The organism is Polynucleobacter sp. UB-Tiil-W10 (assembly GCF_018881605.1).
Lineage (GTDB): Bacteria > Pseudomonadota > Gammaproteobacteria > Burkholderiales > Burkholderiaceae > Polynucleobacter.
Genome location: NZ_JACVPZ010000001.1, coordinates 815,605 through 840,714 on the forward strand (window position 1 = coordinate 815,605; position 25,110 = coordinate 840,714).

At 44.3% G+C, this 25,110-nt stretch carries 30 protein-coding genes and 1 tRNA gene; 5 read left to right on the forward strand and 26 right to left on the reverse strand.

The window, feature by feature from the left end; genetic code table 11:
• Nucleotides 1–3: 3 nt before the first annotated feature.
• A complete protein-coding gene (locus ICN33_RS04095) occupies nucleotides 4–648 on the forward strand; it encodes a histidine phosphatase family protein (RefSeq protein WP_216194794.1) in 645 nt (214 codons plus the stop codon).
• Between the two features lie 28 nt (nucleotides 649–676).
• On the forward strand, nucleotides 677–1,450 hold the full coding sequence (locus ICN33_RS04100) for a MipA/OmpV family protein (RefSeq protein WP_216194796.1): 774 nt from the start codon (nucleotides 677–679) through the stop codon (nucleotides 1,448–1,450).
• Nucleotides 1,451–1,499: 49 nt separating this feature from the next.
• Here ICN33_RS04100 and ICN33_RS04105 read toward each other — a convergent pair whose 3' ends face one another.
• The 6 genes from ICN33_RS04105 to ICN33_RS04130 form a co-directional block, all read right to left on the reverse strand.
• Nucleotides 1,500–1,649 carry a hypothetical protein gene (locus ICN33_RS04105; protein WP_216194798.1) on the reverse strand — a complete coding sequence of 50 codons (150 nt, stop codon included), beginning with the start codon at nucleotides 1,647–1,649 and terminating at the stop codon, nucleotides 1,500–1,502.
• A 54-nt stretch (nucleotides 1,650–1,703) separates the two neighbouring features.
• The gene (locus tag ICN33_RS04110) at nucleotides 1,704–2,105 is read right to left on the reverse strand and encodes an MAPEG family protein (RefSeq protein WP_216194800.1); all 402 of its coding nucleotides are present in this window, start codon (nucleotides 2,103–2,105) and stop codon (nucleotides 1,704–1,706) included.
• Between the two features lie 10 nt (nucleotides 2,106–2,115).
• Nucleotides 2,116–2,799, reverse strand: a complete 684-nt coding sequence (locus ICN33_RS04115; RefSeq protein WP_216194802.1) for a haloacid dehalogenase type II — start codon at nucleotides 2,797–2,799, stop codon at nucleotides 2,116–2,118.
• Between the two features lie 66 nt (nucleotides 2,800–2,865).
• Nucleotides 2,866–3,420, reverse strand: a complete 555-nt coding sequence (locus tag ICN33_RS04120) for a peroxiredoxin (protein WP_216194803.1) — start codon at nucleotides 3,418–3,420, stop codon at nucleotides 2,866–2,868.
• Nucleotides 3,421–3,600: 180 nt separating this feature from the next.
• Nucleotides 3,601–4,497 carry a cation diffusion facilitator family transporter gene (locus ICN33_RS04125; protein ID WP_216194805.1) on the reverse strand — a complete coding sequence of 299 codons (897 nt, stop codon included), beginning with the start codon at nucleotides 4,495–4,497 and terminating at the stop codon, nucleotides 3,601–3,603.
• Nucleotides 4,498–4,662: 165 nt separating this feature from the next.
• A complete protein-coding gene (locus ICN33_RS04130) occupies nucleotides 4,663–5,838 on the reverse strand; it encodes an MFS transporter (protein WP_216194807.1) in 1,176 nt (391 codons plus the stop codon).
• Between the two features lie 90 nt (nucleotides 5,839–5,928).
• Between ICN33_RS04130 and ICN33_RS04135 the strand changes: the two genes are divergently transcribed.
• On the forward strand, nucleotides 5,929–6,279 hold the full coding sequence (locus ICN33_RS04135) for a DUF3147 family protein (RefSeq protein WP_216194809.1): 351 nt from the start codon (nucleotides 5,929–5,931) through the stop codon (nucleotides 6,277–6,279).
• Between the two features lie 93 nt (nucleotides 6,280–6,372).
• On the opposite strand, the gene ICN33_RS04140 is transcribed toward ICN33_RS04135, so the two are convergent.
• The 6 genes from ICN33_RS04140 to ICN33_RS04165 all read right to left on the reverse strand — a co-directional run bounded on the left by ICN33_RS04140 (nucleotide 6,373) and on the right by ICN33_RS04165 (nucleotide 10,345).
• Entirely contained in the window at nucleotides 6,373–6,768 is a 396-nt protein-coding gene (locus tag ICN33_RS04140) for a hypothetical protein (RefSeq protein WP_216194811.1), read from the reverse strand.
• 116 nt (nucleotides 6,769–6,884) lie between these two features.
• Nucleotides 6,885–7,244 carry a DMT family protein gene (locus ICN33_RS04145; protein WP_216194813.1) on the reverse strand — a complete coding sequence of 120 codons (360 nt, stop codon included), beginning with the start codon at nucleotides 7,242–7,244 and terminating at the stop codon, nucleotides 6,885–6,887.
• A gap of 108 nt (nucleotides 7,245–7,352) precedes the next feature.
• On the reverse strand, nucleotides 7,353–7,799 hold the full coding sequence (locus ICN33_RS04150; protein ID WP_216194815.1) for a GNAT family N-acetyltransferase: 447 nt from the start codon (nucleotides 7,797–7,799) through the stop codon (nucleotides 7,353–7,355).
• 13 nt (nucleotides 7,800–7,812) lie between these two features.
• Nucleotides 7,813–8,592, reverse strand: a complete 780-nt coding sequence (locus ICN33_RS04155) for a YoaK family protein (protein WP_216194817.1) — start codon at nucleotides 8,590–8,592, stop codon at nucleotides 7,813–7,815.
• 130 nt (nucleotides 8,593–8,722) lie between these two features.
• Nucleotides 8,723–9,817, reverse strand: a complete 1,095-nt coding sequence (locus ICN33_RS04160) for a patatin-like phospholipase family protein (RefSeq protein ID WP_216194819.1) — start codon at nucleotides 9,815–9,817, stop codon at nucleotides 8,723–8,725.
• 108 nt (nucleotides 9,818–9,925) lie between these two features.
• Nucleotides 9,926–10,345, reverse strand: a complete 420-nt coding sequence (locus ICN33_RS04165) for a BLUF domain-containing protein (RefSeq protein ID WP_216194822.1) — start codon at nucleotides 10,343–10,345, stop codon at nucleotides 9,926–9,928.
• Between the two features lie 251 nt (nucleotides 10,346–10,596).
• Here ICN33_RS04165 and ICN33_RS04170 point away from each other — a divergent pair, with 251 nt between their 5' ends.
• Nucleotides 10,597–10,923, forward strand: coding sequence for a hypothetical protein (locus ICN33_RS04170; protein WP_216194824.1), 327 nt, complete (start codon nucleotides 10,597–10,599; stop codon nucleotides 10,921–10,923).
• A gap of 177 nt (nucleotides 10,924–11,100) precedes the next feature.
• Here the strand turns inward: ICN33_RS04170 and ICN33_RS04175 are convergent, their stop codons facing one another.
• From ICN33_RS04175 to ICN33_RS04205, 7 genes are all read right to left on the reverse strand, one after another.
• Entirely contained in the window at nucleotides 11,101–11,955 is an 855-nt protein-coding gene (locus tag ICN33_RS04175; RefSeq protein ID WP_216194826.1) for a delta-class carbonic anhydrase, read from the reverse strand.
• A gap of 199 nt (nucleotides 11,956–12,154) precedes the next feature.
• Nucleotides 12,155–13,939, reverse strand: coding sequence for a sulfatase-like hydrolase/transferase (locus ICN33_RS04180; RefSeq protein ID WP_216194827.1), 1,785 nt, complete (start codon nucleotides 13,937–13,939; stop codon nucleotides 12,155–12,157).
• Between the two features lie 120 nt (nucleotides 13,940–14,059).
• Entirely contained in the window at nucleotides 14,060–14,644 is a 585-nt protein-coding gene (locus ICN33_RS04185; protein WP_216194828.1) for a uracil-DNA glycosylase family protein, read from the reverse strand.
• A 14-nt stretch (nucleotides 14,645–14,658) separates the two neighbouring features.
• Complete coding sequence (locus ICN33_RS04190; protein WP_216194831.1) at nucleotides 14,659–15,507, reverse strand: ion channel; 849 nt, start codon at nucleotides 15,505–15,507, stop codon at nucleotides 14,659–14,661.
• Nucleotides 15,508–15,656: 149 nt separating this feature from the next.
• A complete protein-coding gene (locus tag ICN33_RS04195) occupies nucleotides 15,657–15,872 on the reverse strand; it encodes a BrnA antitoxin family protein (RefSeq protein WP_370623219.1) in 216 nt (71 codons plus the stop codon).
• 5 nt (nucleotides 15,873–15,877) lie between these two features.
• Complete coding sequence (locus ICN33_RS04200) at nucleotides 15,878–16,156, reverse strand: BrnT family toxin (protein WP_216194835.1); 279 nt, start codon at nucleotides 16,154–16,156, stop codon at nucleotides 15,878–15,880.
• A gap of 154 nt (nucleotides 16,157–16,310) precedes the next feature.
• Nucleotides 16,311–16,781 (reverse strand): RidA family protein, encoded by a 471-nt coding sequence (locus tag ICN33_RS04205; RefSeq protein WP_216194838.1) that lies wholly within the window; start codon nucleotides 16,779–16,781, stop codon nucleotides 16,311–16,313.
• A gap of 133 nt (nucleotides 16,782–16,914) precedes the next feature.
• On the opposite strand from ICN33_RS04205, the gene ICN33_RS04210 reads away from it, so the two are divergent.
• Nucleotides 16,915–18,093, forward strand: coding sequence for an integrase core domain-containing protein (locus tag ICN33_RS04210; RefSeq protein WP_216194205.1), 1,179 nt, complete (start codon nucleotides 16,915–16,917; stop codon nucleotides 18,091–18,093).
• Between the two features lie 70 nt (nucleotides 18,094–18,163).
• On the opposite strand, the gene ICN33_RS04215 is transcribed toward ICN33_RS04210, so the two are convergent.
• The 7 genes from ICN33_RS04215 to fmt all read right to left on the reverse strand — a co-directional run bounded on the left by ICN33_RS04215 (nucleotide 18,164) and on the right by fmt (nucleotide 25,109).
• A tRNA-Phe gene (locus ICN33_RS04215) sits at nucleotides 18,164–18,239 on the reverse strand.
• Between the two features lie 114 nt (nucleotides 18,240–18,353).
• On the reverse strand, nucleotides 18,354–19,037 hold the full coding sequence (locus tag ICN33_RS04220) for a response regulator (protein ID WP_216194840.1): 684 nt from the start codon (nucleotides 19,035–19,037) through the stop codon (nucleotides 18,354–18,356).
• 2 nt (nucleotides 19,038–19,039) lie between these two features.
• The gene (locus tag ICN33_RS04225; protein ID WP_216194842.1) at nucleotides 19,040–21,349 is read right to left on the reverse strand and encodes a PAS domain-containing sensor histidine kinase; all 2,310 of its coding nucleotides are present in this window, start codon (nucleotides 21,347–21,349) and stop codon (nucleotides 19,040–19,042) included.
• A complete protein-coding gene (locus ICN33_RS04230) occupies nucleotides 21,346–21,927 on the reverse strand; it encodes a DUF4390 domain-containing protein (protein ID WP_216194844.1) in 582 nt (193 codons plus the stop codon). The genes ICN33_RS04225 and ICN33_RS04230 overlap by 4 nt, the downstream gene beginning before the upstream one ends.
• On the reverse strand, nucleotides 21,924–23,240 hold the full coding sequence (gene rsmB, locus ICN33_RS04235; protein WP_216194846.1) for a 16S rRNA (cytosine(967)-C(5))-methyltransferase RsmB: 1,317 nt from the start codon (nucleotides 23,238–23,240) through the stop codon (nucleotides 21,924–21,926). Before rsmB ends, ICN33_RS04230 begins: the two co-directional genes overlap by 4 nt.
• 1 nt (nucleotide 23,241) lies before the next feature.
• Complete coding sequence (gene htpX / locus ICN33_RS04240) at nucleotides 23,242–24,108, reverse strand: zinc metalloprotease HtpX (RefSeq protein WP_216194848.1); 867 nt, start codon at nucleotides 24,106–24,108, stop codon at nucleotides 23,242–23,244.
• Between the two features lie 2 nt (nucleotides 24,109–24,110).
• On the reverse strand, nucleotides 24,111–25,109 hold the full coding sequence (fmt, locus tag ICN33_RS04245) for a methionyl-tRNA formyltransferase (protein WP_216194850.1): 999 nt from the start codon (nucleotides 25,107–25,109) through the stop codon (nucleotides 24,111–24,113).
• Nucleotide 25,110 lies beyond the last annotated feature (1 nt).

The following is a 25,110-nucleotide window of genomic DNA, read 5'->3' on the forward strand; positions in this document are numbered from 1 at the left end:
AGCATGACCATCACTCGATTTTGTTTAGTTCGCCATGGTGAGACCGACTGGAATGCGGCACGCCGTCTTCAAGGCCATACAGATATTGACCTCAATGCTAGAGGTCTTGCCCAAGCAGAGCAAATGGCGCGCGCACTAAAGCGAATCAATCTGCAATTTGATGTTTTATATACAAGCGATCTTCAACGCGCAGCAAAGACTGCAGAAGCTATAGAGCATTTATTTAAAACGTCTGCAATAAGCAATGTTGCCCTGAGAGAACGTCACCTTGGCGCTTTACAAGGCCTGACCACTGATGAAGCTCCAGTGCGTGAGCCAGAACTCTGGAAATCCCATCTCAGCAGAAATATTCAAGAGAATTTACGAAGTGGTGAAAGCATTCAACAATTTTCGGATCGCATCAAAAATGTACTTGAAGAGATTCGGGCTCAGCATTTAGGTAAAACTATTTTGTTGGTAAGCCATGGTGGAGCATTAGACATGATGTATAGAATCGCGAGCAATCAACCTTTGGATGCTGAAAAGGCCGTTGCAGTGCCTAATGCCTCCCTCAACTGGATCAGCCACGATGAGCTAGCGTGGAAAGTTGATGGCTGGGCAGACACCAGCCATCTAATAGATTCGGCCCTAGACAATTTAGACCTTTAATAAGCCAGCATGGGCTTATGATAGTGCAATGCGATACTACTTTTCCTTAGCCGCAGCCCTCTTATTTGGGCTTTTAATGCCATGCTCGTCTTATGCCATCAGCGACGTTCCCGATGAACTTCCTGATCGCATTGTTGGGGATATCGGCGCAGCTGTTTACACCTCTAACTTACACATTGGAACCGAAGGCACCCAATCCCTGGTACTGCCTTATGCTTTTTTTGACTATCAACGATTCTTTGCTCGCATAGATGAAGTGGGCATTAAAACTTTTAAGATGGGTTATGGCTACCTTGAGGTAATAGGAAAGATAAACTTAGACACCTATAAAGTGAAGTCTTCAATAAATGGAAATTCAATTAATCGAAGTGATCCAATTCCTCTAGGCTTAGGAACTTTTCAAGAAACACCCATCGGTGGATTTTTTGTAAATGCGTATCATGACTTTGGAAAATCTAAAGGTGCTTTGTATGAATTTTTATACTTCGCCGAAATTGAAACCTACAAAAAAGTGGTGGTCTATCCCCAAGTTGGCATAGAGCGGCAGTCAAGTCAATACGCTAATTATTACTATGGCATCAACCCTGGAGAGTCGACACTTACTGGCTATACAGCCTATACGGCCCCAGCAACAAATAATCTTTTAGCCGGCCTGATGGTAGAAATTCCAGTCGTGGATAACTGGTATATCAATATTTATGGCAAACGCAAATGGATGGGCAGCGGAATCAATAACAGCCCCGTCATGAATCGCTCATTTCAAGACAATATTTTTATGGCCCTCGCTTATCGCTTTAAGTAAACAGCAATTAACAAGCCACCCGTAGGCGGCTTATCTTGCTCAAAATTACTTACCGCCCCTGACAATCTACAGGCATCTCCCACATTGGCTTGCCAGTGTAGTTGCAATTAACGCCAACTGGAGAGGTGGTACTTGCTTGGCAACCACTTAAGACCAAAGCAAACAAAGCTACAGCTAATGTAAAGAATGTTTTTTTCATGTTGTTTTATCTCGATTAAATTAATGTTTTATAGATGCGGATTAATCGACTTAATTATCCGCCAACCAACTTATATAAAACCCATCCCAAGTTCATAAAAACCAATGCAATCAGCGTGAAAAAAGTGAATTTCATTCCCATTACACGCTTGCTGAAATCTGGTGGAGGAGTATTAATACCCTTTGCATGTATCAAACGCCCAATAATGAGCGCGATACCTGGAATAGCAACCAACCACAATGGGGCGCCATTTAATTCAAGGCAAGCAATCAAGATAATTCCAAATGGCACATACTCAGCGAAGTTACCATGAGCGCGAATGGCTCTTTCTAAATCATCATGGCCTCCACTTCCTAAACCAACCTTATTTTTTCTTCTGAGGCCAATGACGGCAAAAGAAAGTTTGATGAAGATCATTGTTAGTAAAGAGGCAACCGTTGCTGTGACCAATAACATTGATTATTCCTTAGATAGCTTCCAACACCTTACTTAAACAATCGCCTTCATAGTTTGGTTTTTCACCAATCTCTTCAAAGGGATGTCCGAGGCGGTTAACCCAAAAAACATCGAAACCATACCACTTAGCCGCTAGAGCATCCCAAGCATTGCTCGATACAAAAAGTACTTCTTCTTTCTTGACTGGGAATGCTTTTAATAGCAGTTCATAGGCCTGTGGGGCCGTTTTAAATAAACGTACATCCTCAATAGTGACTACTTTATCTAAGTAAGGACTTAAGCCATTACTCTCGACTACTGTGGCCAACATCTCTCTACTGCCATTGGACAATATCGCAGTAGAAATACCTTTTCCCTTGAGGGCCTTAAGAACATCGAGGCTGTCGTCAAAGCCAGTGAGCTTGGCATACTGATCCATGAGACGCTTTTCGTATTCGGCAGTGATCTCTAGCCCCATCCGCCTACAAACATAGTGCAAGGAGCGAATGGTTAGCTCCCAAAATGGAAGGTAATACTTACTACCATTTGGGCTGGGGTCGCTCATGGTCACAAGTCGGGTGTATTCAATTTGGCGATCGCGCCACATTAAAGCCAAGGCTTGTCCATGTCCTGGAAATAATTCTTCTGCTAGCTGCCCCATGGAATACACATCAAATAATGTTCCATAGGCATCAAAAGCGATTAGCTTGTACATAAGGCTCCCAACTTGTTAGTAAGAATTCTTATTGTCGTTTAAAAATAGTATTTTTGACGCCCCACACTAGTGATGCCTCAAATAATCAATCACCCAAGCTGGGTCACTGTCGCTTGGGAAGATGGGGTAGTGAACTGCCTCAATCACACCATTATTACTAATTAGTGTGACTCGCTTTAACAATGTCATTCCAGCGGCCACAAAGGTAGGCATATTCAGGGCCTTTTGAAATTGATAATCCTCATCACTAACGATTGGAAATGGCAAGTGAAGTCTATCGGCCATCTCTTTTTGATATTCAGTGGATTGAACACTTAATCCGACAACTTCTGCATTCAATGCTAGAAGCTCTTGATGGTGATCTCTAAATGAACAACTTTGAGGCGTACAGCCTCTTGCTCCAGGAATTTGATCCCAACCATCGGGCAGAGCAATATTAGGCTGCCCTGTCATCGGATAACAATAGATAACCAATTTGCCCTTGATGTCACCAAAATGAATAACCTGACCATTGGTAGCATTTAAAGAGACGTTAGGCAACCGCATTCCCTTTAAATGATTGGTCGAGCCATCGTCTTGTGGAATGGGTAGGCCTGTAGGGAGCTGATTAAGATTGGTCATAGATGCCTACTATACAAAATAAAACTCCTAAATAACCTAGGAAATAAATAAAAAACCGCTCGAAGGTAGTTTTAGTGCTTCATAGTATCTTGGGGCTGAATTCTGTCGCCGCTACAAGGCCATTCACCTTCAATTTAATCCAATTATTGCTTCTATAAAGTTGTGCAAGGGATCATTTTTTTAAACAGGATCAATGTGAGTCATTACGTTCAGAACCGGCAATTGTTTTTTGATTTGATTGCCAGCCTTTAGGGCAATATCGTGTCCAACTTTTACGGTGGCATTTGCATCCACATCAATATGAACATCAACCAAAATCATGTCACCCATCTTTCGAGTTCTTAAGTCGTGAAAACCTCTAACGCCTTCGGTAGATTGAATGATTTCTTCAATTTGTCGATGCTCTTCTTCTGATACCGCCCTATCCATCAAGTCATGCAAGGCATCCCAGCCAAACTTCCAGCCCATTTTTGCCACCATTAAGCCAACGACTAAAGCGCCAATAGCATCAAATATGGGGTGCCCTAATAAAGCACCAACAATACCAATAGAAACCACCAATGAGGAGGCCGCATCTGATCTCGCATGCCAAGCATTGGCCACCAGCATTGAAGAGCGAACTCGCTTAGCCACTGCCAACATATATCTAAACAGTAATTCTTTAGCAACCAAAGAAGCCAGCGCTACATACAAAGCAAGGATTTGAATTTGTCCGGCTGGCACGGGGTTGACAATCTTTTCTCCGGCCTTAAAGAGCATGCCGGCCCCAACTACTAATAAAGAAATTCCTAAAAATAAAGAGGCGGCAGTTTCATATCTTTGATGTCCGTAATGGTGATCCTCATCCGCACCTTTTGCACTATGGTGATTGGCAAAGAGCACCACAAAATCGGCAACTAGATCTGTCGCGGAATGAATACCGTCTGCAATTAAGCCTTGGGAGCCAGACACAATGCCTGCAAATACTTGAGAAACTGTTAAGCCAATGTTAACAACGACGCTAACTAATGTGCTCTTCTTTGCGGCCGCTTGTTTGACGGGCGTTTGTGATTCGTGATCTTCTATTTCATTGTCCATAGACCCATACTTTCAACTCATGATGCCCTATCTCGCTTAACTTACTCGTTCAGTATGATCTCATTAAATGACTAAGTAACGACATTTAAAAAATCATGCCGCTGCGCTTTGATATTAGTCAAAAGGTTTGCTGAAATGGTGTTTGAAATCGCTCAAGACCAAGGCCTAAGATCTTTCAGGCCGATATACCCAGGTAGCCATCAATACAAATGCGACTAATGCACAGCCGCCAGAGAATAAGAAGGCATAGAGTGGCGCTATTGATTCGTATACCCATCCAAAGATGAATGAGGCTGGAAATAGCATTAGCCCCGTAATTAAATTAAACCAACCAAATGCTGTGCCAGCCAATCCCTTGGGCGCCATGTCTGCTACCAATGCTTTCTCTACGCCCTCGGTTGCCGCCTTAAACAATCCATAGATCCCAAACAGTCCAAATATTTGATAGATAGAAATACCCGGCAAACCCATGGCAATATAAAAGAACGCAAAAGCGGCCCAAGCAATCAAAATAAATCGCTTGCGACCAAAAGTATCTGATAGTGCTGATAAAGGGGTGCCGAACAAAGTGGTGATCAACGAGATTGCTGCCCATAGCAATGGAATCTGTTCTTGTGGGACTCCTGCTTCTCTTGCCCTTAATAACAAAAACATGTCTGATGAATTTGCCAAAGCAAAGATTCCAGCCACAACAAGATATCTTTTGAACTGATCAGGCATTCCCTTAAGAGACCAGCTAAATTTACTAGCTTGTGGAACAGCTTCTCTAAGTGGCTCCCGAATACACAAAGCAAGAGCAATGGTAATGAATGCCGGCACTATTGCCCAGAAAAAAATATCTTTGAGCGGAACGCCCATGGATAAAAACATGGTGGCCAGTAATGGGCCAATCACAGCCCCAGCGTTATCCATCGAGCGATGTAAACCAAAAGTAACGCCTCGCTGCTTCTCGCTCACGGTCTCAGCCAACAAAGCATCTCTAGGTGAGCTTCTCAGTCCCTTGCCCATACGATCTGTAAAGCGGATTGCCAATACCCATAGCCATGAGTTCGCCAGCGCAATCAGAGGCCTCCCAATGCCGGCAAGGGTGTAACCCAAAACAATCCAAGGCTTGGCTTTTTTAGTGCGATCAACAATGACGCCTGAGACTAACTTGAAAATACTAGAAGTTGCCTCGGCAATGCCTTCAATAATTCCAAGTGCTTTTGGACCTGCCATTAAAACTGACGCCAAGTACAAAGGCATTAATGGGTAGAGCATTTCGCTCGCAGAGTCATTAACAAAGCTAATGAGCCCAATGAGCCAAACGGTGCGAGGAAGCGAAAGAATTGTTTTAAACATGACAGACTCAATTTAGCACCATAGCTTCTTTTACTGTTGTTTAAAACAACATTCCTATAATGGGGCAACCCTCTAACATCAAAGGTTTATATGGCCTGGATCATTACCAAATATTTATTAACCGCAGGCATGGTTGTATTCATTTCTGAGATAGCCAAGAGAAGCGATCGATTGGGTGGCTTTATTGCGGCATTACCGCTCATGACTCTTTTAACGCTTGTCTGGCTGTATGTAGAGAAGCAGCCGGAAGATAAGATCTCCAATCACGCTTATTACACATTTTGGTATGTGATCCCAACATTGCCTATGTTTCTATTATTTCCATACTTACTCCCAAAAATTGGGTTTTGGATGACTATCGGCATGTGCATAGTGACAACCGTTATATGCTTTGGCTTATTTGCCTTGCTGATGAAGGGCTTTGGAATTAATCTTCTGTAAATAAAAAACCACCCGAAGGTGGTTTTGGAAATTCGTGGTGGCCCGAAACAGAATCCACCAAGGCTGAGGATGTTTAATCCTGCTTAGCCCCTATTACATCTTCACAATTTGCCAGGCGCCATTTAAGAAACCGTCCCCTGTTTTATCTCCTGGCTTAGTGTCTTTAACCCAGAAATAGAGAGGCATGCCTTTAAATGCTAATTGCTTTTTGCCATCATCACGTGTGATAACAGAGTAATCGCCTGATACTGCTGGACTGCCATCAACTAAAAGTGGCGGCCAATTGGCAGCACATGGGCCATTACACATAGACTTACCTGAACCAGCGGTATCTTTGGCAAAGGTATACAAAGTCATATTATTACTACCCACTAACATGCCATCATTTACTTTGGTGTACGGCGCCATTGACCCGCCCATCATCGATGAACATGCAGCCAATGTGGCAGCGGCAATCAAGCCAACCAATATGCTTTTAATTTGATTCATTTAGATCTCCTTTTGAAGTTACCTAAATACTTTACCCCTAATTGATGTTTATCGTGCAACGCCATTAAATACAAGGGAAATGGGCGGGGTCGACTAATGCAGGTGATGCCCAACCCCTATCCCCTAAACATAAAATAAACCGCGCCTAATAAGCAAAGACCCGCCCAAATGTAATCAGTCTTAAAAGGTTCGCCCATGTAGAAAACGGCAAATGGCACAAATACGCTTAGGGTAATAACCTCTTGGGTAATTTTGAGTTGCCCCAGAGAGAAGTATTGAAATCCAATTCGATTTGCTGGAACCTGAAATGCATATTCCAGCAAAGCAATTGCCCAACTTGCGAACACGGCAATCCACCAGGGTTTAGAAGATAGATTCTTGAGGTGGGCATACCAAGCAAATGTCATAAAGACATTGGAAAGGGCCAAAAGCCCAATAAAAGAAAGTGGGCCGAAGATATTGGATGAAATAGGCATAACTGAATCTTAACGAATTCATACAACGCAAAAGAAAAACCGCCCGAAGGTGCCTGTTGTGTTTCTTGGCAGTCCATAACTGGAGACGGCCAGACGACCCCGAAATGTCTAATCCAGCAAAAGCCTATAAGGAGTCATCTTTGATTTCATAAAACCTTTCTTTTGATAGAAAGATTGGGCTTGAGGATTGTCTATATCTGTTAGTAAAGTGATTCGCTTGCAGCCCACGTTTTTAGCTTCGCTAATTGCATAGTCTATTAATTGAGAGCCGATACCTTCGCCCCTGAAGGCGGATAAAACAATCATATCTTCAATAATTGCTACTGTAGAACCTAGTGCGGTTGATTCCGTAAACAGCAGATTAACCATTCCGAATATTTTTTCATTGTCTTTGGCAATCAAAACTATGCCGATCTTTGGATCAGAAATAATTTTGCTCAGGGCGCTGCTTTGGGCTTCCGAGTTAGGCTCAAACTCAGCTTCCTGCTCAAAAAGAGTCTTCAATAACTCAGTAAGGCCAGGAATATCAGAATGGATCGCTTTGGTAAGCCTCATAAATCACTTAATTTCAATTACCCTGAGATCCTGATTGGACCCTATCTTTCAAAGCAGACCTAATGTCTCTATAAATCTGTAGGCCCGCAATAAAGACAAGGGAGATGGATAGGGGCACCACCGAAATATAGCCAACCTTCTTAAAGCTTACTGCTCCAATAATTCCGCCAAACAAGAACATTCCAAAAATGAATGAATGGGCTTTTAGTTTTTCTCTATTGGCTTTGACATAACCAGTCTTATTGGCCTCTTCTGACTTATTCCAATAAATCAGCTTGCCCAGCTCTATCCCAATATCAGTAATTACGCCTGTCATATGGGTAGTTCTAATTTCTGCTCTTGAGGCTTTAGTGACTATTGCATTTTGCAAGCCCATCACAAAACATAACAGGAGCGCAATCGCTGGGACTGTCAAAGGCAGGTACACGTTCAGATTGGCGCCAACCAAACCGAATACCAATAGCAAGATAGCTTCGACTAATAGCGGCAAGGCAAACTCACTATGAATTTTTCTTCTATGCCCCCAATTAACAATAATGGCAGTTGTGGCAGCGCCCAATAAAAATGAGAGCAGGAGTGAGATTCCACCTAAAACAGAAATAAAGTTGCTTAATGCGAGATCGTCTCCAATCGCTGAAATGATTCCGCTCATATGCGATGTATAGCGAGCTATTGCAAGAAATCCCCCCGCATTAACAGCGCCCGCCACAAATGCCATATAAGCGCCAAGCTGAATATTGGTCTTATGAGAGCGCTGAGCGCTAGTTAAAAGCTGAATAAACTGAATTGGCATTGAATCTACATTCTACGACTCAGGACTCTTTGAGCCACTACATCCTGCCCAATGAAAAACCACCCCAAGGTGGTTTAGCTGTTTCTTGGTAGCCGGAGTAACTTCGGCTGCATAGGAGAAGTAACGATTCCTAAGCCCAAAAACGTTTCATCTCTGGAAGGTCTTGCATCCCTCGCTCATAGCCATATTTAATGGCTGGCTCCATGATTGCCGGGTCCACAACACTCATGGTTTTTCTACCAGGCAGCATTCCTACAACAACAAGTTTAGTTTTGGTTCCCCCTGCCTCAAGATCTTTAACCTCCTGCAGAATGGTATTGGGCAAATGATTTAATCGAAGGCCTTCCTTTTCCTGCTCAATGGTATCGGCTAAAGCAACCACGAGAGCCCTTCTTGATCCAGCCACAATATCGCAATGCGTCTCAGTCGAACCAATGCTGCCGTCCATGCAAACACGATCCTTCACCCAAGTTGGGCCAGTCACGCCAGGAGCAGAAGCGCTGGCCGCACATGCATCAACCACCGATACCCCCGAATCTGGCGCAATCACTAAACGTTCAGCGGTATAGCAATCAATCGAGGTGATATACATCTTCCCAGGGATATCTTTCATACCCCCCAGGAAAACTTTAATGTTGGTTTGAAACTTTTCAGATGGAATTGACTTTGCCGCCATCGCCGCATGGCCAATCGCCTGAATAGTATCGGGATTGCCATCCTTAGCATTTAGCCCCATTCTCATGACCCGCTCTTGGCTAGGAGAAAACTTTTTCGTTGGAACTAGCTTAGCCATAATTTTTGGATAGTCGGCCAATAAATTAAATTCTGCGGAGAATAAGTCTAGGCGACCTCCCAATAAAGCGCTACCCAAAACTGCTCCGGCAGATGTGCCAACTACGATATCGGCCAAGCGCAGATCGATGCCATTTTTTAGCAAGGCATGAAAATAGCCAACTAAAAATGAGCTCATGTATTCAGAGCCACCACCCAAAACAATTGCCCTATCTTTTCCTTTCCCTGGGGGATTTTTATAGGGTATTGGATGGGCTAGACCGTCATTCCAGCTAGAGGTAGTTTGCTGAATTTCTTTTGCTTCTAATGCCCTCACCTCTGCGATTGTTTTCTTAGAGGGGATTTGGCTTTGAGCAAGAGCCTGCGGCCCAGCAATAGCTACAGCACCGATAGCAGAAGTTTTCAAGAAACTACGGCGGGAAGATTGCGTCATATCAGCTCCATTGATGAGTAATCAATTTATAGAAGATCCCTTAAGCAAAAGTCCCCTGAAAGTAGTTTTGATGTTTCTTACTGGGCCAAGAATACTCAATCCTCATCTTTACCCCCCTTTGGCTACTGAGCGCATGATTCTCAATAACTCAACATCATGACTCGGTAGACCATCTAGTACACCGACCAGATGAGGAACATCCTTAGCAATTTGGTCGCCCCCATAAAACCTTAATGCCCAATTGGGAAATAATCTTTGATCAATCTCGTCTAGCTCAATTCGATGAAGAACCTTGTGACGATAGTCTTTTTGAATTTTTTCCCAAATGAACAAAACATCTTTTCGCCTTCCTTCAAGAATCTGCGCAAAATGTCCATTTTCATAGAAGAGAGCACCTGTAAGCTCATGATCTACATTCCACTTTCGCGCAACATCAAATAAATGGATCAAGCTTGACAAGCCCATGTCATGAGTTGCTTTACTGATGTAGCTAAGTTCAACTAATTGATTTGGATCATCAGAACTCACTTCTTCCCCTAGCCTCAAAAAATACTCATGAAAAATAGAGTCAGTTTGTTCTTTTCGGCGCAAAGCTAATATGGGCAATAACCCTATCAACCACAAATAAAGAAGCAACCCGAAGATAGTTTTGATGTTATTGGGTAGCTAGGCCAGAATCGACTAATGCAAAGATCTGGCATTCATTCGAGAAAACTCTCTCTCAGAAAAAATGATGATTCAAATATCAATTACAAACCCTACTCTGAACTTTAAAAGAAGTGAAATATTTCCCATTTCTCAGCTTGTCTTTTGTCAGCTCATTGAGGATGGCTAACGGTGAAGAGACGTATAAGGCCCCTATTGTGGGCGATAAAAAACAATGGGGTAAGTTAATCAAAGAGGGTCACGCACATATCACTTCTAATGGTTATTACGGGGTCAGAGCAATGCATCCAAAAGGCGGAAGGCCCGACTTAACTGTTGCTGAGTTTGCTTCTGGGGTCGTTTATATGGCAAATCAAGCTGGTACCAATTGGAGCGAGCCTGATGAAGCAATGCTCAAGGATATTAACAAGCGAATCGCCAAAAAGCTATCAAAATCATAAATGACTAACTGATGCGTCCTTTTTAGGGGGCGCTTCTTGATAGGGGTATTCGAGACCAACAGTGCCCATTACAAAAAACCACAAAAGAAAATAGCCCAACAAGTGGGCTATTAAGATTCTTAGCGGTTCGGGCGGAATCGACCAGGGCTGAGGATGCCTGACGCATGCCGGAATAATTTATTTAATGTTTGAGAGAAGCTCGGGATCCCTAACAAGATTTCTTGCTCCATGAGCATGATCTTCCTTGAAGTCATTCCCGCTGCACCATTTACCAACAGATTCGGCATTCACCTTCAACACTTTAGGATAAACACTCCATGAAACTTGTAATGGAGATCCTTTTTCATTGTAGGAAGGGCCTGTAGTTGATCCAGCATACTCAATCGGTAGGCCAGCATTTTTAGGAATATTTAGCGCCTGTTGATATCCATTAAGCTCACCAGTTTTTGCAAGCGCTTCGAAGTCTAGAGCCGACGGATCATTTACTAATACATAAACCTGCGCCTCAACTCGTAACTGGGGATTGCTAAGCGTTTCGCTCAAGCACGAACCTAAAGTTGGGCCTGGCTTCACTTGAGCTGAGCTGTGAACATAGTGCGCTTCAATTGTGTCGCCAACCGAGAGGCTGCCATGATCCCCTTTGCAGACTTGCTGGGCTAGAGGCTTTAACTCAGCTGGAGAAAGCTTTCCGGAGTACTTGTAGCCAGTTTCATAACCATGACCATCGCCATATCCAGCAAATTCTGTGAACTCACCACCCTTATGCTCTGCATTTTTATGCACATGGATATTGCATAGATTCAAATTTTGGTAAGCAGGCGCGGGATTAAAAAGGCGCTTGTTTGAACCATTTTTGGACCCCAAGTCTCGAGGGGATTGTGGGCCATAACCCTTTCCAATTGTATTGGTGCTCAAGGCGGCATTCTGGGAAGCAAGGGCGATCTCATTACCTGCCACACTCGAATCTCGCGCAAATGCCAGAGAACTAATGGCTGACAATGAAATAACAACTGCTAAAAATTTTGTGCTCATTTTTGAGTTTCCATAAAAGTAAAAACCTCTAAATTGGAATAGGGCGCCAATATGGGTTTAGAGCAATAGAATATTCGCTTTATTATTCGGCTGGAATTAGATTAACCCTAACCGCCCAAAATAAAAAACCACCCGAAGGTGGTTTTGGTATTTATTGGTCACCCAGGGCGAATTCAACCCGGATTTAGGATGCCTGAATTTAGCGCTCACTGCTTGGCGGAAAATACCACTTTCCATTTCGGATGGGCATGAAGGCGCCATTGTCTATGCCCACCTCACTAGCTATAAGCTCATTTGTTTTTTGGTTCAGCGCCAAAATCAGATCGGCATTTTTCTTCAAATCTAGAGCAAGATTATTCACTTCCTGTGGGTCATTTTTGAGATCATAAATTTCAAGATCGTTATTGGTAATTAATGCCTCCATCGTTTTGGGTGTATTGAAGTTATTTGGTCCAAAGTATCTCGAGAAGCGATATTGCCCATCAAAAATGCTTCTTATGGAAGTTCTATTCGAAAAGTTTGGCGGAGAATTTTTGAGCAGGGCCTCTTGAACCTTCGGGTCGGAAGAATTAAATTTCTTCGTATCAACAACCATACTTGCCCACCTCGTATCTTGATAAGACAGCATATCAAAATTAAATAATGAGGCTGAGCGCGAAGAGTCTAATTTAGCTTGTCCAGGATTTTTTAATAACCCTGAAAAGTCTTTGCCCTTTAATCCTTCGCTCGCTTTTTGACGGGCAACTGGATCCTTACCGGTCAGACCAATGATGGTTGGAGTCATATCTACTTGCGAGGTAATTGCCTGACACTCCACTCCACCAGGGTATGCCGGATGAACAATCATTAAGGGCAGGTGGTTTTGCTGTTGGTAGGTTGAAGTACCCTTGCCGCGCATCTGATGATGTCCACCAAGCTCACCATGATCAGCATTAAAAATGACAATGGTGTTTTTTTCCATACCATTCGTTTTAAGCATGTCTAGAATCGCTTCGACTCTACGATCACAATCGCGAATAGCATTGAAATAATAGTTCTGCAAATCTCTCCAGCGACGATCTTCATTGGGCCATTGCCCCACCATGACATCCATAATTTGCTGGTATAGCTTTTGGCCCTTAGGTCTTCCGGGGGCATCAAATGATTGACTCCGCGTGGGAGGCAATGGCACATCATTCCAGGTGGCGCTGTAAATCTCGTCATTAGGAGCTCTGGCAATATGCATTGAGTGTGATTTGCTTTGAATGTTTTCATTCGGCAAATCGGAGTTGAAATACATCACATCATGCGGATTAACAAAATTGACTGCCAAATACCAAGGCTGTCCTTTAGTTTTTAATTCCTGCCCTTGCGTTCTAAACCAAGTGCTAACTGACGATACAGTGACATCGTCATAGTGATACCCGCCCAATGTGGTGTCCGTTAAATCACCCAAGCCAAAATAATCTTTGAACCCATAAGATTCAATTGTTTTTTGATATTGCTTTAGTGGAACATCTAATGGATTAGAAGTTAAATCCATCGTAGCGGATAAATGCCATTTACCCTGATAACTGGCGTGATAGCCTAGCTCGGTTAGGCGATGACCAATTGTTTTTATATTGGTAGATAAATCGCGTTGCCAAATATAGTTTAAGTTATCAGCAATCCCAGTGTGCTGGATGTGTTGACCCGTATACAGAACTGAACGAGCAGAAGAACAAACGCAAGATGCAGCTTGGTGGTTCAAGAAAGTAATTGCTTTTTTCTTAATGGCTTCTCGAGCAGGTACTGGGAAAGGCCATTTGGGGAAAAAATGCTCTTGATCAACCAAGATATAGAGAATGTTATAGCCAGCAGGCGGACTATCAGGCGGCACCAAACTTGCATTTGCAGTCTGCGCAACAGCCCCCATCTCTGGAAGCATGGTTGAACCTAATAATGCGGCTCCCGATCCTAAAAGATTTCGACGGGATGGATTCTTAAGCAAACTATCCTGAGTCATTGTGCTTTTTCCTTGGCAGTCTTTAACACCTACTTTATAAATGAAAAAACCACCCAAAGGTGGTTTTGGTGTTTCTTGGTGGCCCGGGGCGGAATTGACTAGAGCTAAGGATGTCTGATCCTACTTCAATACAGCCTTTACCCTCTTCTTAAGGGAAGGCAAAACCTCTTCCTCAAACCAAGGATTCTTCTTTAGCCAAATATTGTTTCTGGGGCTTGGATGTGGCAAAGGAATCGCTTTGGGCCAATAGTCTTTCCATGCCATTACCGTTTCAGTCAAATTCTCTTTACCGCCTTTGTCTAAGTGCCATGCTTGAGCGTATTGACCAACAATAATAGTTAGCTTGATATTGGGTAGTTGCTCTAATAGCTTGACTCGCCATGTATCCGCACATTCTGGTCTTGGAGGTAGATCGCCTGATTTACCTGTTCCGGGAAAACAAAAGCCCATTGGAACAAGGGCAATCTTCTTATCGTCATAAAAGACTTCTTTATCAATGCCCATCCACCCCCTAAGACGATCGCCACTAGGATCGTTAAATGGAATTCCGGTTTCATGAACTCGACTGCCGGGGGCTTGGCCCACTATGAGAATCTTTGCTGCACTACTAACCTGAATAATGGGTCTTGGGCCCAAAGGTAAATGCTCTGTACACAAAGCACAAGAACGGATTTCTTTAACCAGTCTGGCGAGGGTTTGACTCATCAATTGAGGTTAGGCTATCTTACTTCTTCTATCGTATCGTGAATCAAAGTCTGATCAATAAGAACTTTCATGTCTGACTCATTTTTACGATACAAATCTACAAAGCGATGATTCCACCGAATATCTTCAAATGTATAGGTGTGGTTGGAATGAATTGTTTGTGAAACAGTCTCATCCAAGCCCTTAACGGTTGCTACCAAAGCAAAGTCTGCTTTTGATAAATCTTCTTGGGATAACTTTGATAGAGGACTTTTTTCATCGATTGGATGAATCACAAGCCAAGTTAGGGCCAACATAGGCGTATGGTTGCGGGCTAGACTTAAGTCATATATCCGCCGCATACTTTGGCCTTCTTTGGTAGTCTCTTGTATGAACAGGCTCAACTCTACCTCAGCGCCAATGATGCGGTTATTTCTCTCATTGGCCATCCTAAACATTAGGGCCGGTTGACCCTCAAAATTATTTATTACAGCTGTATTGCTAAAAACCACTCGCGATCTTGGTAATGAAATTCGGGCAAATGCGAGGGCCGCAAACATGCCGACACCCAACAACCCAATCATTGCCTCAACAGTGACCAAAATATGTCCGTAGAGTGTTTGGGGATACATGCTTCCATAACCAATAGTGGCTAAGGTTTGAACGCTAAAGAAAAAATATTCTAGAAACCCAATACCTTTAAGCCCACTAATGGAGTCGCTTTGAAGACAATATAAGAAACCAAAAAACAAATTAATGGCTAAAAATACAATGACGAAAGAAGCTAAAAAACGAGGCCATGTCATCCGCACCACTAAATGATAAAAATCTATAAACGCATTTGAAAACAGTGATGTTGAAGATCGCTTAACAGGCGTAGTCATGAAATTATTTTTATCCATCGAAACAGCTTAACCCATAGCGCCTGCGAGCACATTTAAAATCCTAAGGCATAAATGAAAAAACACCTGAAGGTGGTTTTGGTGTTTCTTGGTTGTCGGGGGGAATCGACCGGGGCTGAGGATGCTTAATCCTACTTCCAGCTAAGGTTCAATTTCTTATGCGAAGCGGCGCAATCTCTCAAATAGAGATTAATAAGGCTTTGATAAGGAATACCCACCTCCTCTGATACAGATTTGAAGTAGTTCACTGAGTCCTCATCCAATCTAATGGTTATAGGCCTCTTGAGCATAGAAGCATATGGGTTTTTACGAGCCTTTGAGAAATCATATTCTTTACGCATCTTCATCACCTTTAATAAGCTTTTGACTCTTTAGGAGTTGCCTTACGAGCCGAAATAATACGAACGACATTACTCTCGCTTCGATAACAATGGCAAACCAAAATCACACGAAGAGAATGGCTTACCCCCAGCAAGATAAATCTGTCTTCATCCTCCGAATGATCGGGATCGGAAATTAACTTAGCACTTTCATCATAAAACACGGATTTCGCCTCTTCAAAAGAAATGCCGTGTTTTTTCAAATTGGCTGAAGCTTTTTTGGGCTCCCATTCAAATCGCAATGAAGTCATATGTACATTGTACATATATCAGTTGGGGTAAGCAACCAAGGTTAAAAATTCTGAATCACGCAACCTTTCCATCCGACCAAATGAAAAAACCACCCTAAGGTGGTTTTGGTATTTCTTGGTGGCCCGGGGCGGAATCGACCAGGGCCTAAGATGCCTAATCCACGGCGACCACAAAATCAATTTCTACTGAGGCATTCTTCGGCAATTGAAATGCGCCAACCGATGTTCTTGAATGAACACCAGCATCGCAAAAGATTGAATGTAAGACCTCAGAGGCTCCATCTGAAACTTCGCTTTGCTGGGTGAAGCTTGCTGAGGACTGAACATAAACAGAAATTCGCAAGATCTTTTGAACTCGATCCAATGAACCCAAATGCTTTAGCAATAGAGCAATGGCTCGCATTACACAAATCTTTGCCGCCATCTGCCCCGCCTCAAGCGTGACATCGGCACCCAAGGCACCCTGAATAACCACGTCATTGCCAACCCGGGGGATTTGTCCACTGATATAGATTGTGTCTTGATGCTGAACTAATGGGCTGTAATTACCCCCAACTTTGATTTCTCCATCAAAGCTATAGCCAAGCTCTTTGGCAATTTGGTGGAAGCGTTCTTCTCTAGTCATATAAGAAAGATTCTAAGGGAGGCTGGAAATAAAAAACCACCCGAAGGTGGTTTTAGTTGTCCTACCCGAGACATAGTTTACGTTTTATACCGGACACATACTTTACAGTTTTTGGCATAGGAGGGACCACTCTATGCCGTGGAATGAAAGTACGAAGATGGATGAAAAGCTGAAGTTTGTGTCTCGTTACCTCGATGGCGAGAAGATTGCTACCCTGTGTCAGGAGTTTGGAATCTCCAGAGTGACTGGCCATAAGATCATTGATCGCTATAAAGACAGTGGCCTAGAAGCCTTTACGGATCGCAGTAGACGACCCTTTCGGCAAGCCAACCGGCTGCCCTTCCAGGTCGAGCAATTGATCGTGAATCTGAAAAAAGAGTTCCCCACCTGGGGCGCTCCTAAACTGCGAGACCGCATCCACACCCACTATCCGCAGCTAGTTTTGCCAGCTAAGAGCACCGTACACGCTGTACTGGATCGCCATGGCCTAGTCAAAAAGAAACGGCGCCGGTATGGCAAGCTTGAAGGTACCGCATTAAGCAATACTCAATCCCCTAATGCCCTATGGTGCGTAGATTACAAAGGCGAATTTATGTTGGGTAACAAGCAATATTGTTATCCCTTAACGGTGACGGACTATGCCTCTCGCTTTTTGATTTGCTGTGAAGGTTTAGAGAGCACCCGTGAGGCGCAAGCCTTTACCGTCTTTGAGCAACTCTTTAAGGAGTATGGCCTGCCAGGCTCTATCCGCTCGGACAATGGGGTGCCCTTTGCTAGCCCCAATGCCATTTATGGTCTGAGCAGTTTGTCAGTTTGGTGGCTCCGCTTAGGGATTGGCATTGAGCGCATTAAGCCGGGTAATCCTCAGCAAAATGGCCGGCATGAGCGCATGCATTTAACGCTCAAGCAAGCGACGACTAAACCACCCGCCAAAACACTGTTGCAACAACAAGATAAGTTCGAAGACTTTATCTATGAGTACAACTATGAGCGACCCCATCAAGCCTTGGAGATGAAAAAACCTGCGCAGCTCTATACCCCATCAAGTCGAAAATATGAAGGATTGCCAGATGTCAGTTACCCCTTCCACGATAAAACAGTCACTGTGACTAAATGCGGCAGGATCTGTCTGGGCAATCAAAAGATCCACTTTAGTACCGTGTTCGCTGGTCATGACGTGGGCCTGCGCCAAGTCGAAGACGATGTGTGGTTAGTGAGCTTTATGGATTACGATATGGCTTACTTTGATATGGAGTCTCACAAGGTTAGTGCCCTAGAGAATCCATTTGGTCCCAAAGTATTGGGGGTGTGATTGGTAAATGTGTAAACCATGTGGTCGGTACCGGACGTAAAGCATGTGTCCGGTACGGACCGATGTTTCTTGGTGGCCCGGGGCGGAATCGAACCACCGACACAAGGATTTTCAATCCTCTGCTCTACCGACTGAGCTACCAGGCCAAGACTTAGAATTATAACGAATTGGCTTAGGGTTCTATCAAATTTCTCTGAGTCGCCCTTGATTGGTGGGTTTTGCTGAATTCTTTGGTGTGGCCGCCCTTATTACATGGGGGCTTAGCTCTCGCCCTTATTGCGAGATGTGTCGATTCCCAAGGCTTTAAGCTTGCGATATAAATGCGTCCGCTCTAGACCCGTGTACTCTGAAATCTTAGTCATGCTACCGCCCATGATTTGCATTTGATGTTCAAAATACGCCTTCTCAAACAAGTCTCTTGCCTCTCTTAGAGGAAGATCATAGTAAGTTTTTGCGATTCCGCTGATGAACTCACCCTCTAGAGGTGCTGCGACTAATTCGACAGCGGTCTGCTTTGGTGCGGCCATAGCGCTAGGGTTTGACTGAACTGCTCGCTCTTGTTCTGGCTCCACATATTTAGGGGAGCTCTCCAAAGCCTTGCTGACTGTCTTCAGAAGCTTTTGTAGGGCAATCGGTTTTTCTAAAAAGTTTAGTGCGCCAATGCGAGTAGCTTCAACAGCGGTGTCAATCGTCGCGTGGCCAGACATCATGACTACTGGCATGGTCAATTGTCCTGTGTTGGACCACTCTTTTAACAAAGTAATGCCATCCGTGTCAGGCATCCAAATATCCAACAAGACTAAATCGGGGCGCATTTGCTCGCGAATAGTACGCGCCTGAATAGCACTCTCTGCAGAGTACACCGTATGGCCTTCATCAGTGAGAATCTCATTGAGAAGCTCACGAATTCCCATCTCATCATCCACAACCAAAATACTAGCCATGCTTAGGCTGCCTCTTTTGCTAGATTCATAAACAATATCGATACTTGCGCACCAATTACTTCTCCATCCTGCATCCGGTTCCGAATTTCAATTCTGGCAGCGTGATCATCAATAATTTTCTTGACCACCGCCAAACCAAGTCCCGTACCTTTGCTCTTTGTAGTCACATATGGTTCAAAGGCTCTTGCCAATATCTTAGCTGGAAATCCAACTCCACTATCACTTATTGTTAATCGCACCGCATTTTGAACTTCGCCATTGTGTTCGCCATAAGGCGCTAATTCCGTTTTAACCTCTACAGGACTATTCGGATGGGGACCTTCTAGAGTGGCATCTTGAGCATTTTGTAACAAGTTATGAATCACTTGCCTTAATTGGGTAGGGTCTCCCATGATTTCTGGGCAACCTGGATCTAACTGGACAAGTAAGGGGCTGCCTTCATAAAGGCCTAAAATTTCTGAAGTAAGGGTATTAATGGAGACTGGCTTTAGTTGTGGTGTTGGTGTCTTCGCAAAATCCCTAAAATCATTCACCATTTCTTTCATAGCTTGTACTTGACCAATAATGGTCTCGGTACTGCGATTAATCATTTCTTCTTGTTCTGGGCTCAACTTGCCCGCAAGCTTATGCTGCAATCTTTCGGCTGAGAGCTGTATTGGAGTTAAGGGATTCTTAATTTCATGGGCAAGGCGTCTTGCTACCTCGCTCCACGCAATCGATCTTTGTGCGCTCACCACATCAGTAATGTCATCAAAAACCACCATGCGCAAGTCACCAGTAAGCTCTGTACCGCGCACAAACAAAGTCACGCCCGGTTCATTTTCAAATTCATTCGTACTGTGTAATTGGATTTGTTTTTGCCACACCGGCGCACTAGCCTGCGCAGACTTTTTCTCTGTCCCACCCTCGCTAAGCACTGCAAGCTTCATGGTTGAAAAGCCTTCTCTGATGGCTCCCTCGAACTCCAGCAAAGCCGGATTGCTGCCAAGGGGCTTCCCATCCAGTTGAATAAGATCTTGATTAAAAATTCGGTCTGCACCTGCATTACTAGAAACAACGTTGTAGTTTTTATCAAAAATACATACGCCTGCAGTAAGACTGCCCAATACACGCTCTAAAAATGCCTTGGATTCTTGCAAAGAGGTACGAGTGTCAGCTAGCTGCCTAGTCATGACGTTAAATTGCCGTGTAAGCATCCCAAGCTCATCGCCAGTATCGAGCTCTGGTTTAGGCGACAAGTCTCCCTGCGCAACCGCTTGAGTACCTCTCAGAAGCATCAAGAGAGGCCGAGCAAGCTGCCTGCCCAATAAAAGAGCCAAAGTAATGGCCACGAATACTGCAAAGAAAAGGGTCAAGGTTAAGGTCCCCACAAACATCTTGCGTAGACCGGTTCGCCCTAATGACTTCTCTTGGTATTCACTATATGCAGATTCAACTGCAAAAATATTCTTCGCTAACGGGGTTGGAATGATGCGGACAAGCTGTAAAAAATACTTATCGTCCACATCTTTACCTGCATCCAATTTGATGTGAATGGGCTTTTTGCGAATAATCGGAACAATTGCCCTAATCCGATAACCACGTTGCCCGCCTTCCGCTTCAATTTGATCTAAAAAGGTAATGCCTTTCTTTTTAAATGCCTCATCAACCACCTCGGCATTAGGTGCAGGAAAATATTTCTTAGGCTTTACTTCGCTGGTGAAGATCAAATCGCGCTGCACATTAAAAAGACTAACTTCTTGAATACCGAATTGATTGCGAATCTTCATCACTGCAGCGGCAACCTGCTCAGTAGTAGTGCCTGGAGGTATCTGCACAATCTGCTCAGCTATAAAGTTACCTTCGCCCAAAATTTCTTCTTGGGCTACTCGTAAAGTAACGCGCCCCAGCTCTAAGCCTGAGTTGAGGGCCGTCTCAACTTTCACGTCAAACCAAGTCTCGATACTGCGTGATACGAACTGTAAAGATACGCCGTACAAAATTAAGCCCGGAACAATACCAACCAAAGCGAAGATCATCGCCAGCTTTGCAATCAAACGCGTACCAAAGTGTCCTCGATACCATCGCACAGCAATGACAGCCACCAAAACCACAATGACTAAAGTTAAGCAAATGCCAATCACCACATTGGCGGCGTATAGCCAAATAAAGTAATTATCAAAAAATTCTGTATTGGATGAGGCGATTGCCAACAACACTAAAAGCAATAGAGCAAATGCACCGATCGCGCCAATCGTGATCGAAATTATCTTTTTGCTCCAAGCCTTTGATGTAAAAAAGCTTGTGTCTAGCAGGGCAGCTATCAGTCTCATCGCTTAATTAGATTGGGGCTATTGGAAGAAAATGGAAAACGATACCAGTCACTCGAAACATTCCAGTCGCGATTATTAAGTGCATTTACCTGGAATGGTTTTGGCAGCTTAGTGAGATCCAAAGTCATGCGAAGGGAGCCCGTATAAGACCTACTGGGGTCAAGTTGGGCATTATCAATGACTCGCCATCCTCCAATACTACCAACTGCTTGCAATGCCTCAGCAATGGTTTTAGCGGAAAAAGTAAAGCCTTCGGATGCGATTCGATACTGCTGTGTCAGTGGCTGAAAAGATAGGCGGGTTTGCCTTTGTACAAGCGCAGATTTTTCATCAAACCAATACCAACGTGCTCGCGATAAATCAAACTCAGTCTGAAAATACAGAACCACGCCCCTTTGCACGGCATCTTCTAATCCTGGTGATAACTCTATCTGGAAGCTGGCATTGAGAAGCCAGTCGTTATCAACCTTCTCTAGCTCAAAGGACTTGATTTTGATGCCTTCTGCGTTAACGGTTGTGGAAAAAAAGCCCAACACCATCAAGCACAGAAAGAGGAATTGTTTAATTCTTCGGCTCATGGCCCATTTTTCTTAAACAAAGCATAGTAGAAACCGTCATTTAACTCGCCAGGCAAAAGCTGCCCTGGAGCGCCTAATCGTACCGCATTGGGGTGCTGGTCAGCAAACCAAATAGCCTGCTCTTCACCTTCTTCAGGAAATATTGAGCACGTTACATACAAAAGAGCGCCCCCTGCCTTGAGCATCTTCCATGCTTGACCCAAAATAGCACGCTGTCTTTCTTGAAGAGCTCTGATATCAGCTTCGCGCCTCAGAAATGGAATATCGGGATGACGAGACACTATTCCCGAAGCTGAACAGGGGGCATCGAGCAAAATCTTGTCAAAAAGAATGCCATCCCACCAAGCAGCCTTTGAGGCATCGCCGCGGAGTACTTTCACCTTGTCGGAATGTAAACGAAGGCGATCAAGGTTACCCCCAATTTTTCCTATCCGGTCTCCATCCAACTCCAAGGCCTGCATTGAACAATCTGCAAGCTCTAATAAATGTGCTGTTTTTCCACCAGGAGCGGCGCAAGCATCTAGCACCAACTCTCCTTCCTGAGGGCTTAATAAGATTGCAGCTAACTGCGCTCCCGCATCTTGCACAGAAACGGCCCCGCTATAAAAACCAGGCAGGTCTGATACAGGCACTGCATCAGACAACAAAAGGGCAGAAGGTAAGTGAATACCGGCCACCTCTTCTATTGGCGCTGCTGAAATTCCAGCGTCGGACAATAGGGATTGATATTGCTCGCGTGTATATTGCCTTGGATTCACACGCAGAATTAGTGGCGCACGCTTGGCTTGTTGAAACAAAATAGATTGCCATGCTTTGGAATAATTACGTTTGAGATTTGCTCGCCACCAAGCGGGTACATACATTGGAATTGGATCGGGTGGAAAACGTTTCTCACCCTCAGGTGGCTGAACCAATAGGCTTACCTTACGCAAGACTGCATTCACCAAACCTTTGGCATAGATTGTTTTGTCATACTCGCCACACGCCTTCACTGCCTGATCAACAATCGTGTGTGCTGGATAGCCTTTACTCTCCCCAATGTCTTGCAAAAATAAGGCTATTGCAACGCTTAATAGATGATCAACTTCGGGAGGCGGCGTCTTTGGAATAAATTCCTTAATCAACTCATGAGAACGGACCCATTTACGCAGAGCGTCAAAGCTCAGACTCTGAACGATCGGTCGCTCATGTGCCTCTAGCTGATCCAGAACCTCTGTAAGAGATCTTCCGCTCATTACCTCGCTGATCGCTTGCGCGGCAATTGTGATTGCTTCAGAAAGCGGGAGACTGCGTGGTGTTTTTTGATCAGTCAAATTAATTTGCTCCGGGATACGTCCCGTTTTTAGCCATACTCATTAAGCGTGCCACCCGCTCTTCAGTAGGTGGGTGGGTTGAAAAAAGTTGTGCGAGGCCGCCAGCGCTCAAAGGATTAAGGATCATCATCTGCGCAGTTTCAGGATGCTGCTCAACTGCTTGAAATGGAATGCCCTGAGCATAGCTATGAATTTTTTCTAATGCGTGTGCGAGCGCCTCTGGATCAGAGCTAATTTCTGCACCACCACGATCAGCTTCGTATTCTCTAGCGCGAGAAATGCTCATTTGAATCAAGCTTGCTGCTATCGGCGCCAAAATTGCCACCATCAAGCTGGCTATCGGATTGTTGGGTCTACCTTCAGAGTCGCGCCCACCAAAGAACATGGCAAAGTTAGCCAATGCCGAAATAGCTCCAGCCATAGTAGCGGCAACGGTCGAGATCAAAATATCACGATGACGAACATGTGCCAACTCGTGGGCCATCACGCCACGTAATTCACGATTGGAGAGAATTTTCAGAATGCCAGTTGTTGCGGCCACTGAGGCATTCTCTGGATTGCGCCCAGTTGCAAAAGCATTCGGAGCATCCTCGTCAATCAAAAATACTTTGGGCATTGGCAAGCCCGCCTTCTCAGACAACTCTTTTACTAACGCATAAAACTGAGGCGCAGATCTTTCATCAACCTGCTGCGCATTGGTCATTTTCAACACCATGGTGTCAGAAAACCAATAGCTAAAAAAATTCATGCCAACAGCCAAGAGCAGGGCCATCAACATGCCTTGCTCGCCGCCCAACATACCACCAACCACAATAAATAATGCAGTAATTGCTGCCATCAAAACAGCAGTCTTTGCAAAATTAAACATTTCTACTCCTTTGCTTGAAAGCGCAACAACATTTCACCGATGCCAAGCGGCTGCAAGCAGGCTTTGGCATCTATTTTTTTACCGCCGGGTTTTTGCATTTCTAAAACCTCAAGCACCCCTTCTCCACATTGAATATATACGCCATCACGACTAAAACCCAGAACATCACCTGCAGTATTGGCAGCACTTACGTCTTTTGAGTCTGCAATCTTTGAATTCCAAAACTTCATTGCTAGGCCATTGAGATTGCTGCTTGCCCCTGGAAACGGATTAAAGGCCCGAATGCGCCGATCAATTTCTGTAGCGCTTAAGGTCCAATCAATTTCCGCCTCACTCTTGAGGATTTTTTCGGCGTACGTAATACCTTCGGTTGCTTGAGGTAGTAGCTGCATTTCTTTGCCTTGCTGCAAAGAGCCTAAAACTTCAACAATTAATTTTGAACCGAGCGACGCCAATCGATCGTGCAAGCTAGCACTAGTTTCATCAGGAGCAATTACAAGATCAGCGACTAAAACTGTATCGCCAGTATCTAGGCCGGCATCCATTTGCATAATACAAACGCCCGTTTTCAGGTCGCCCGATTCAATTGCTCTTTGAATCGGCGCTGCACCGCGCCAGCGCGGTAGTAACGAAGCATGAATATTAAAACTCCCAAATCTACTCGACCTCTCAGTAATGTCCAAAATCTCTTGGGGCAAGATCAAGCCATAGGCAACTACCACCATAGCATCAAACTCTATTGTGGACAATTGATCATATGCCGCTAATGCTTGAGCCCGCTTTTGAGGATCAATACTCGTGCGCCTCAATGTTTCCGGCTGTAACACAGGGATATTGTTTTGTAAGGCAAACTCTTTAACGGGGCTTACCTGGAGATGCATTCCTCTTCCGGCGCGACGATCAGGCTGAGTTAAAGCCAAAACAATTTCATGGCCAGCATCGTAAATTGAGCACATCGCTTGCGCAGCAAACTCAGGAGTTCCAGCAAAGACGATTTTCATT

Bases quoted from the DNA above. Each gene is read 5' to 3' on its own strand.
- ICN33_RS04095 (WP_216194794.1), top strand. From the start codon at position 4: ATGACCATCACTCGATTTTGTTTAGTTCGCCATGGTGAGACCGACTGG.
- ICN33_RS04100 (WP_216194796.1), top strand. From the start codon at position 677: ATGCGATACTACTTTTCCTTAGCCGCAGCCCTCTTATTTGGGCTTTTA.
- ICN33_RS04105 (WP_216194798.1), bottom strand. From the start codon at position 1,649: ATGAAAAAAACATTCTTTACATTAGCTGTAGCTTTGTTTGCTTTGGTC.
- ICN33_RS04110 (WP_216194800.1), bottom strand. From the start codon at position 2,105: ATGTTATTGGTCACAGCAACGGTTGCCTCTTTACTAACAATGATCTTC.
- ICN33_RS04115 (WP_216194802.1), bottom strand. From the start codon at position 2,799: ATGTACAAGCTAATCGCTTTTGATGCCTATGGAACATTATTTGATGTG.
- ICN33_RS04120 (WP_216194803.1), bottom strand. From the start codon at position 3,420: ATGACCAATCTTAATCAGCTCCCTACAGGCCTACCCATTCCACAAGAC.
- ICN33_RS04125 (WP_216194805.1), bottom strand. From the start codon at position 4,497: ATGGACAATGAAATAGAAGATCACGAATCACAAACGCCCGTCAAACAA.
- ICN33_RS04130 (WP_216194807.1), bottom strand. From the start codon at position 5,838: ATGTTTAAAACAATTCTTTCGCTTCCTCGCACCGTTTGGCTCATTGGG.
- ICN33_RS04135 (WP_216194809.1), top strand. From the start codon at position 5,929: ATGGCCTGGATCATTACCAAATATTTATTAACCGCAGGCATGGTTGTA.
- ICN33_RS04140 (WP_216194811.1), bottom strand. From the start codon at position 6,768: ATGAATCAAATTAAAAGCATATTGGTTGGCTTGATTGCCGCTGCCACA.
- ICN33_RS04145 (WP_216194813.1), bottom strand. From the start codon at position 7,244: ATGCCTATTTCATCCAATATCTTCGGCCCACTTTCTTTTATTGGGCTT.
- ICN33_RS04150 (WP_216194815.1), bottom strand. From the start codon at position 7,799: ATGAGGCTTACCAAAGCGATCCATTCTGATATTCCTGGCCTTACTGAG.
- ICN33_RS04155 (WP_216194817.1), bottom strand. From the start codon at position 8,592: ATGCCAATTCAGTTTATTCAGCTTTTAACTAGCGCTCAGCGCTCTCAT.
- ICN33_RS04160 (WP_216194819.1), bottom strand. From the start codon at position 9,817: ATGACGCAATCTTCCCGCCGTAGTTTCTTGAAAACTTCTGCTATCGGT.
- ICN33_RS04175 (WP_216194826.1), bottom strand. From the start codon at position 11,955: ATGAGCACAAAATTTTTAGCAGTTGTTATTTCATTGTCAGCCATTAGT.
- ICN33_RS04180 (WP_216194827.1), bottom strand. From the start codon at position 13,939: ATGACTCAGGATAGTTTGCTTAAGAATCCATCCCGTCGAAATCTTTTA.
- ICN33_RS04185 (WP_216194828.1), bottom strand. From the start codon at position 14,644: ATGAGTCAAACCCTCGCCAGACTGGTTAAAGAAATCCGTTCTTGTGCT.
- ICN33_RS04190 (WP_216194831.1), bottom strand. From the start codon at position 15,507: ATGACTACGCCTGTTAAGCGATCTTCAACATCACTGTTTTCAAATGCG.
- ICN33_RS04195 (WP_370623219.1), bottom strand. From the start codon at position 15,872: ATGAAGATGCGTAAAGAATATGATTTCTCAAAGGCTCGTAAAAACCCA.
- ICN33_RS04200 (WP_216194835.1), bottom strand. From the start codon at position 16,156: ATGACTTCATTGCGATTTGAATGGGAGCCCAAAAAAGCTTCAGCCAAT.
- ICN33_RS04205 (WP_216194838.1), bottom strand. From the start codon at position 16,781: ATGACTAGAGAAGAACGCTTCCACCAAATTGCCAAAGAGCTTGGCTAT.
- ICN33_RS04210 (WP_216194205.1), top strand. From the start codon at position 16,915: ATGCCGTGGAATGAAAGTACGAAGATGGATGAAAAGCTGAAGTTTGTG.
- ICN33_RS04220 (WP_216194840.1), bottom strand. From the start codon at position 19,037: ATGGCTAGTATTTTGGTTGTGGATGATGAGATGGGAATTCGTGAGCTT.
- ICN33_RS04225 (WP_216194842.1), bottom strand. From the start codon at position 21,349: ATGAGACTGATAGCTGCCCTGCTAGACACAAGCTTTTTTACATCAAAG.
- ICN33_RS04230 (WP_216194844.1), bottom strand. From the start codon at position 21,927: ATGAGCCGAAGAATTAAACAATTCCTCTTTCTGTGCTTGATGGTGTTG.
- htpX (WP_216194848.1), bottom strand. From the start codon at position 24,108: ATGTTTAATTTTGCAAAGACTGCTGTTTTGATGGCAGCAATTACTGCA.
- fmt (WP_216194850.1), bottom strand. From the start codon at position 25,109: ATGAAAATCGTCTTTGCTGGAACTCCTGAGTTTGCTGCGCAAGCGATG.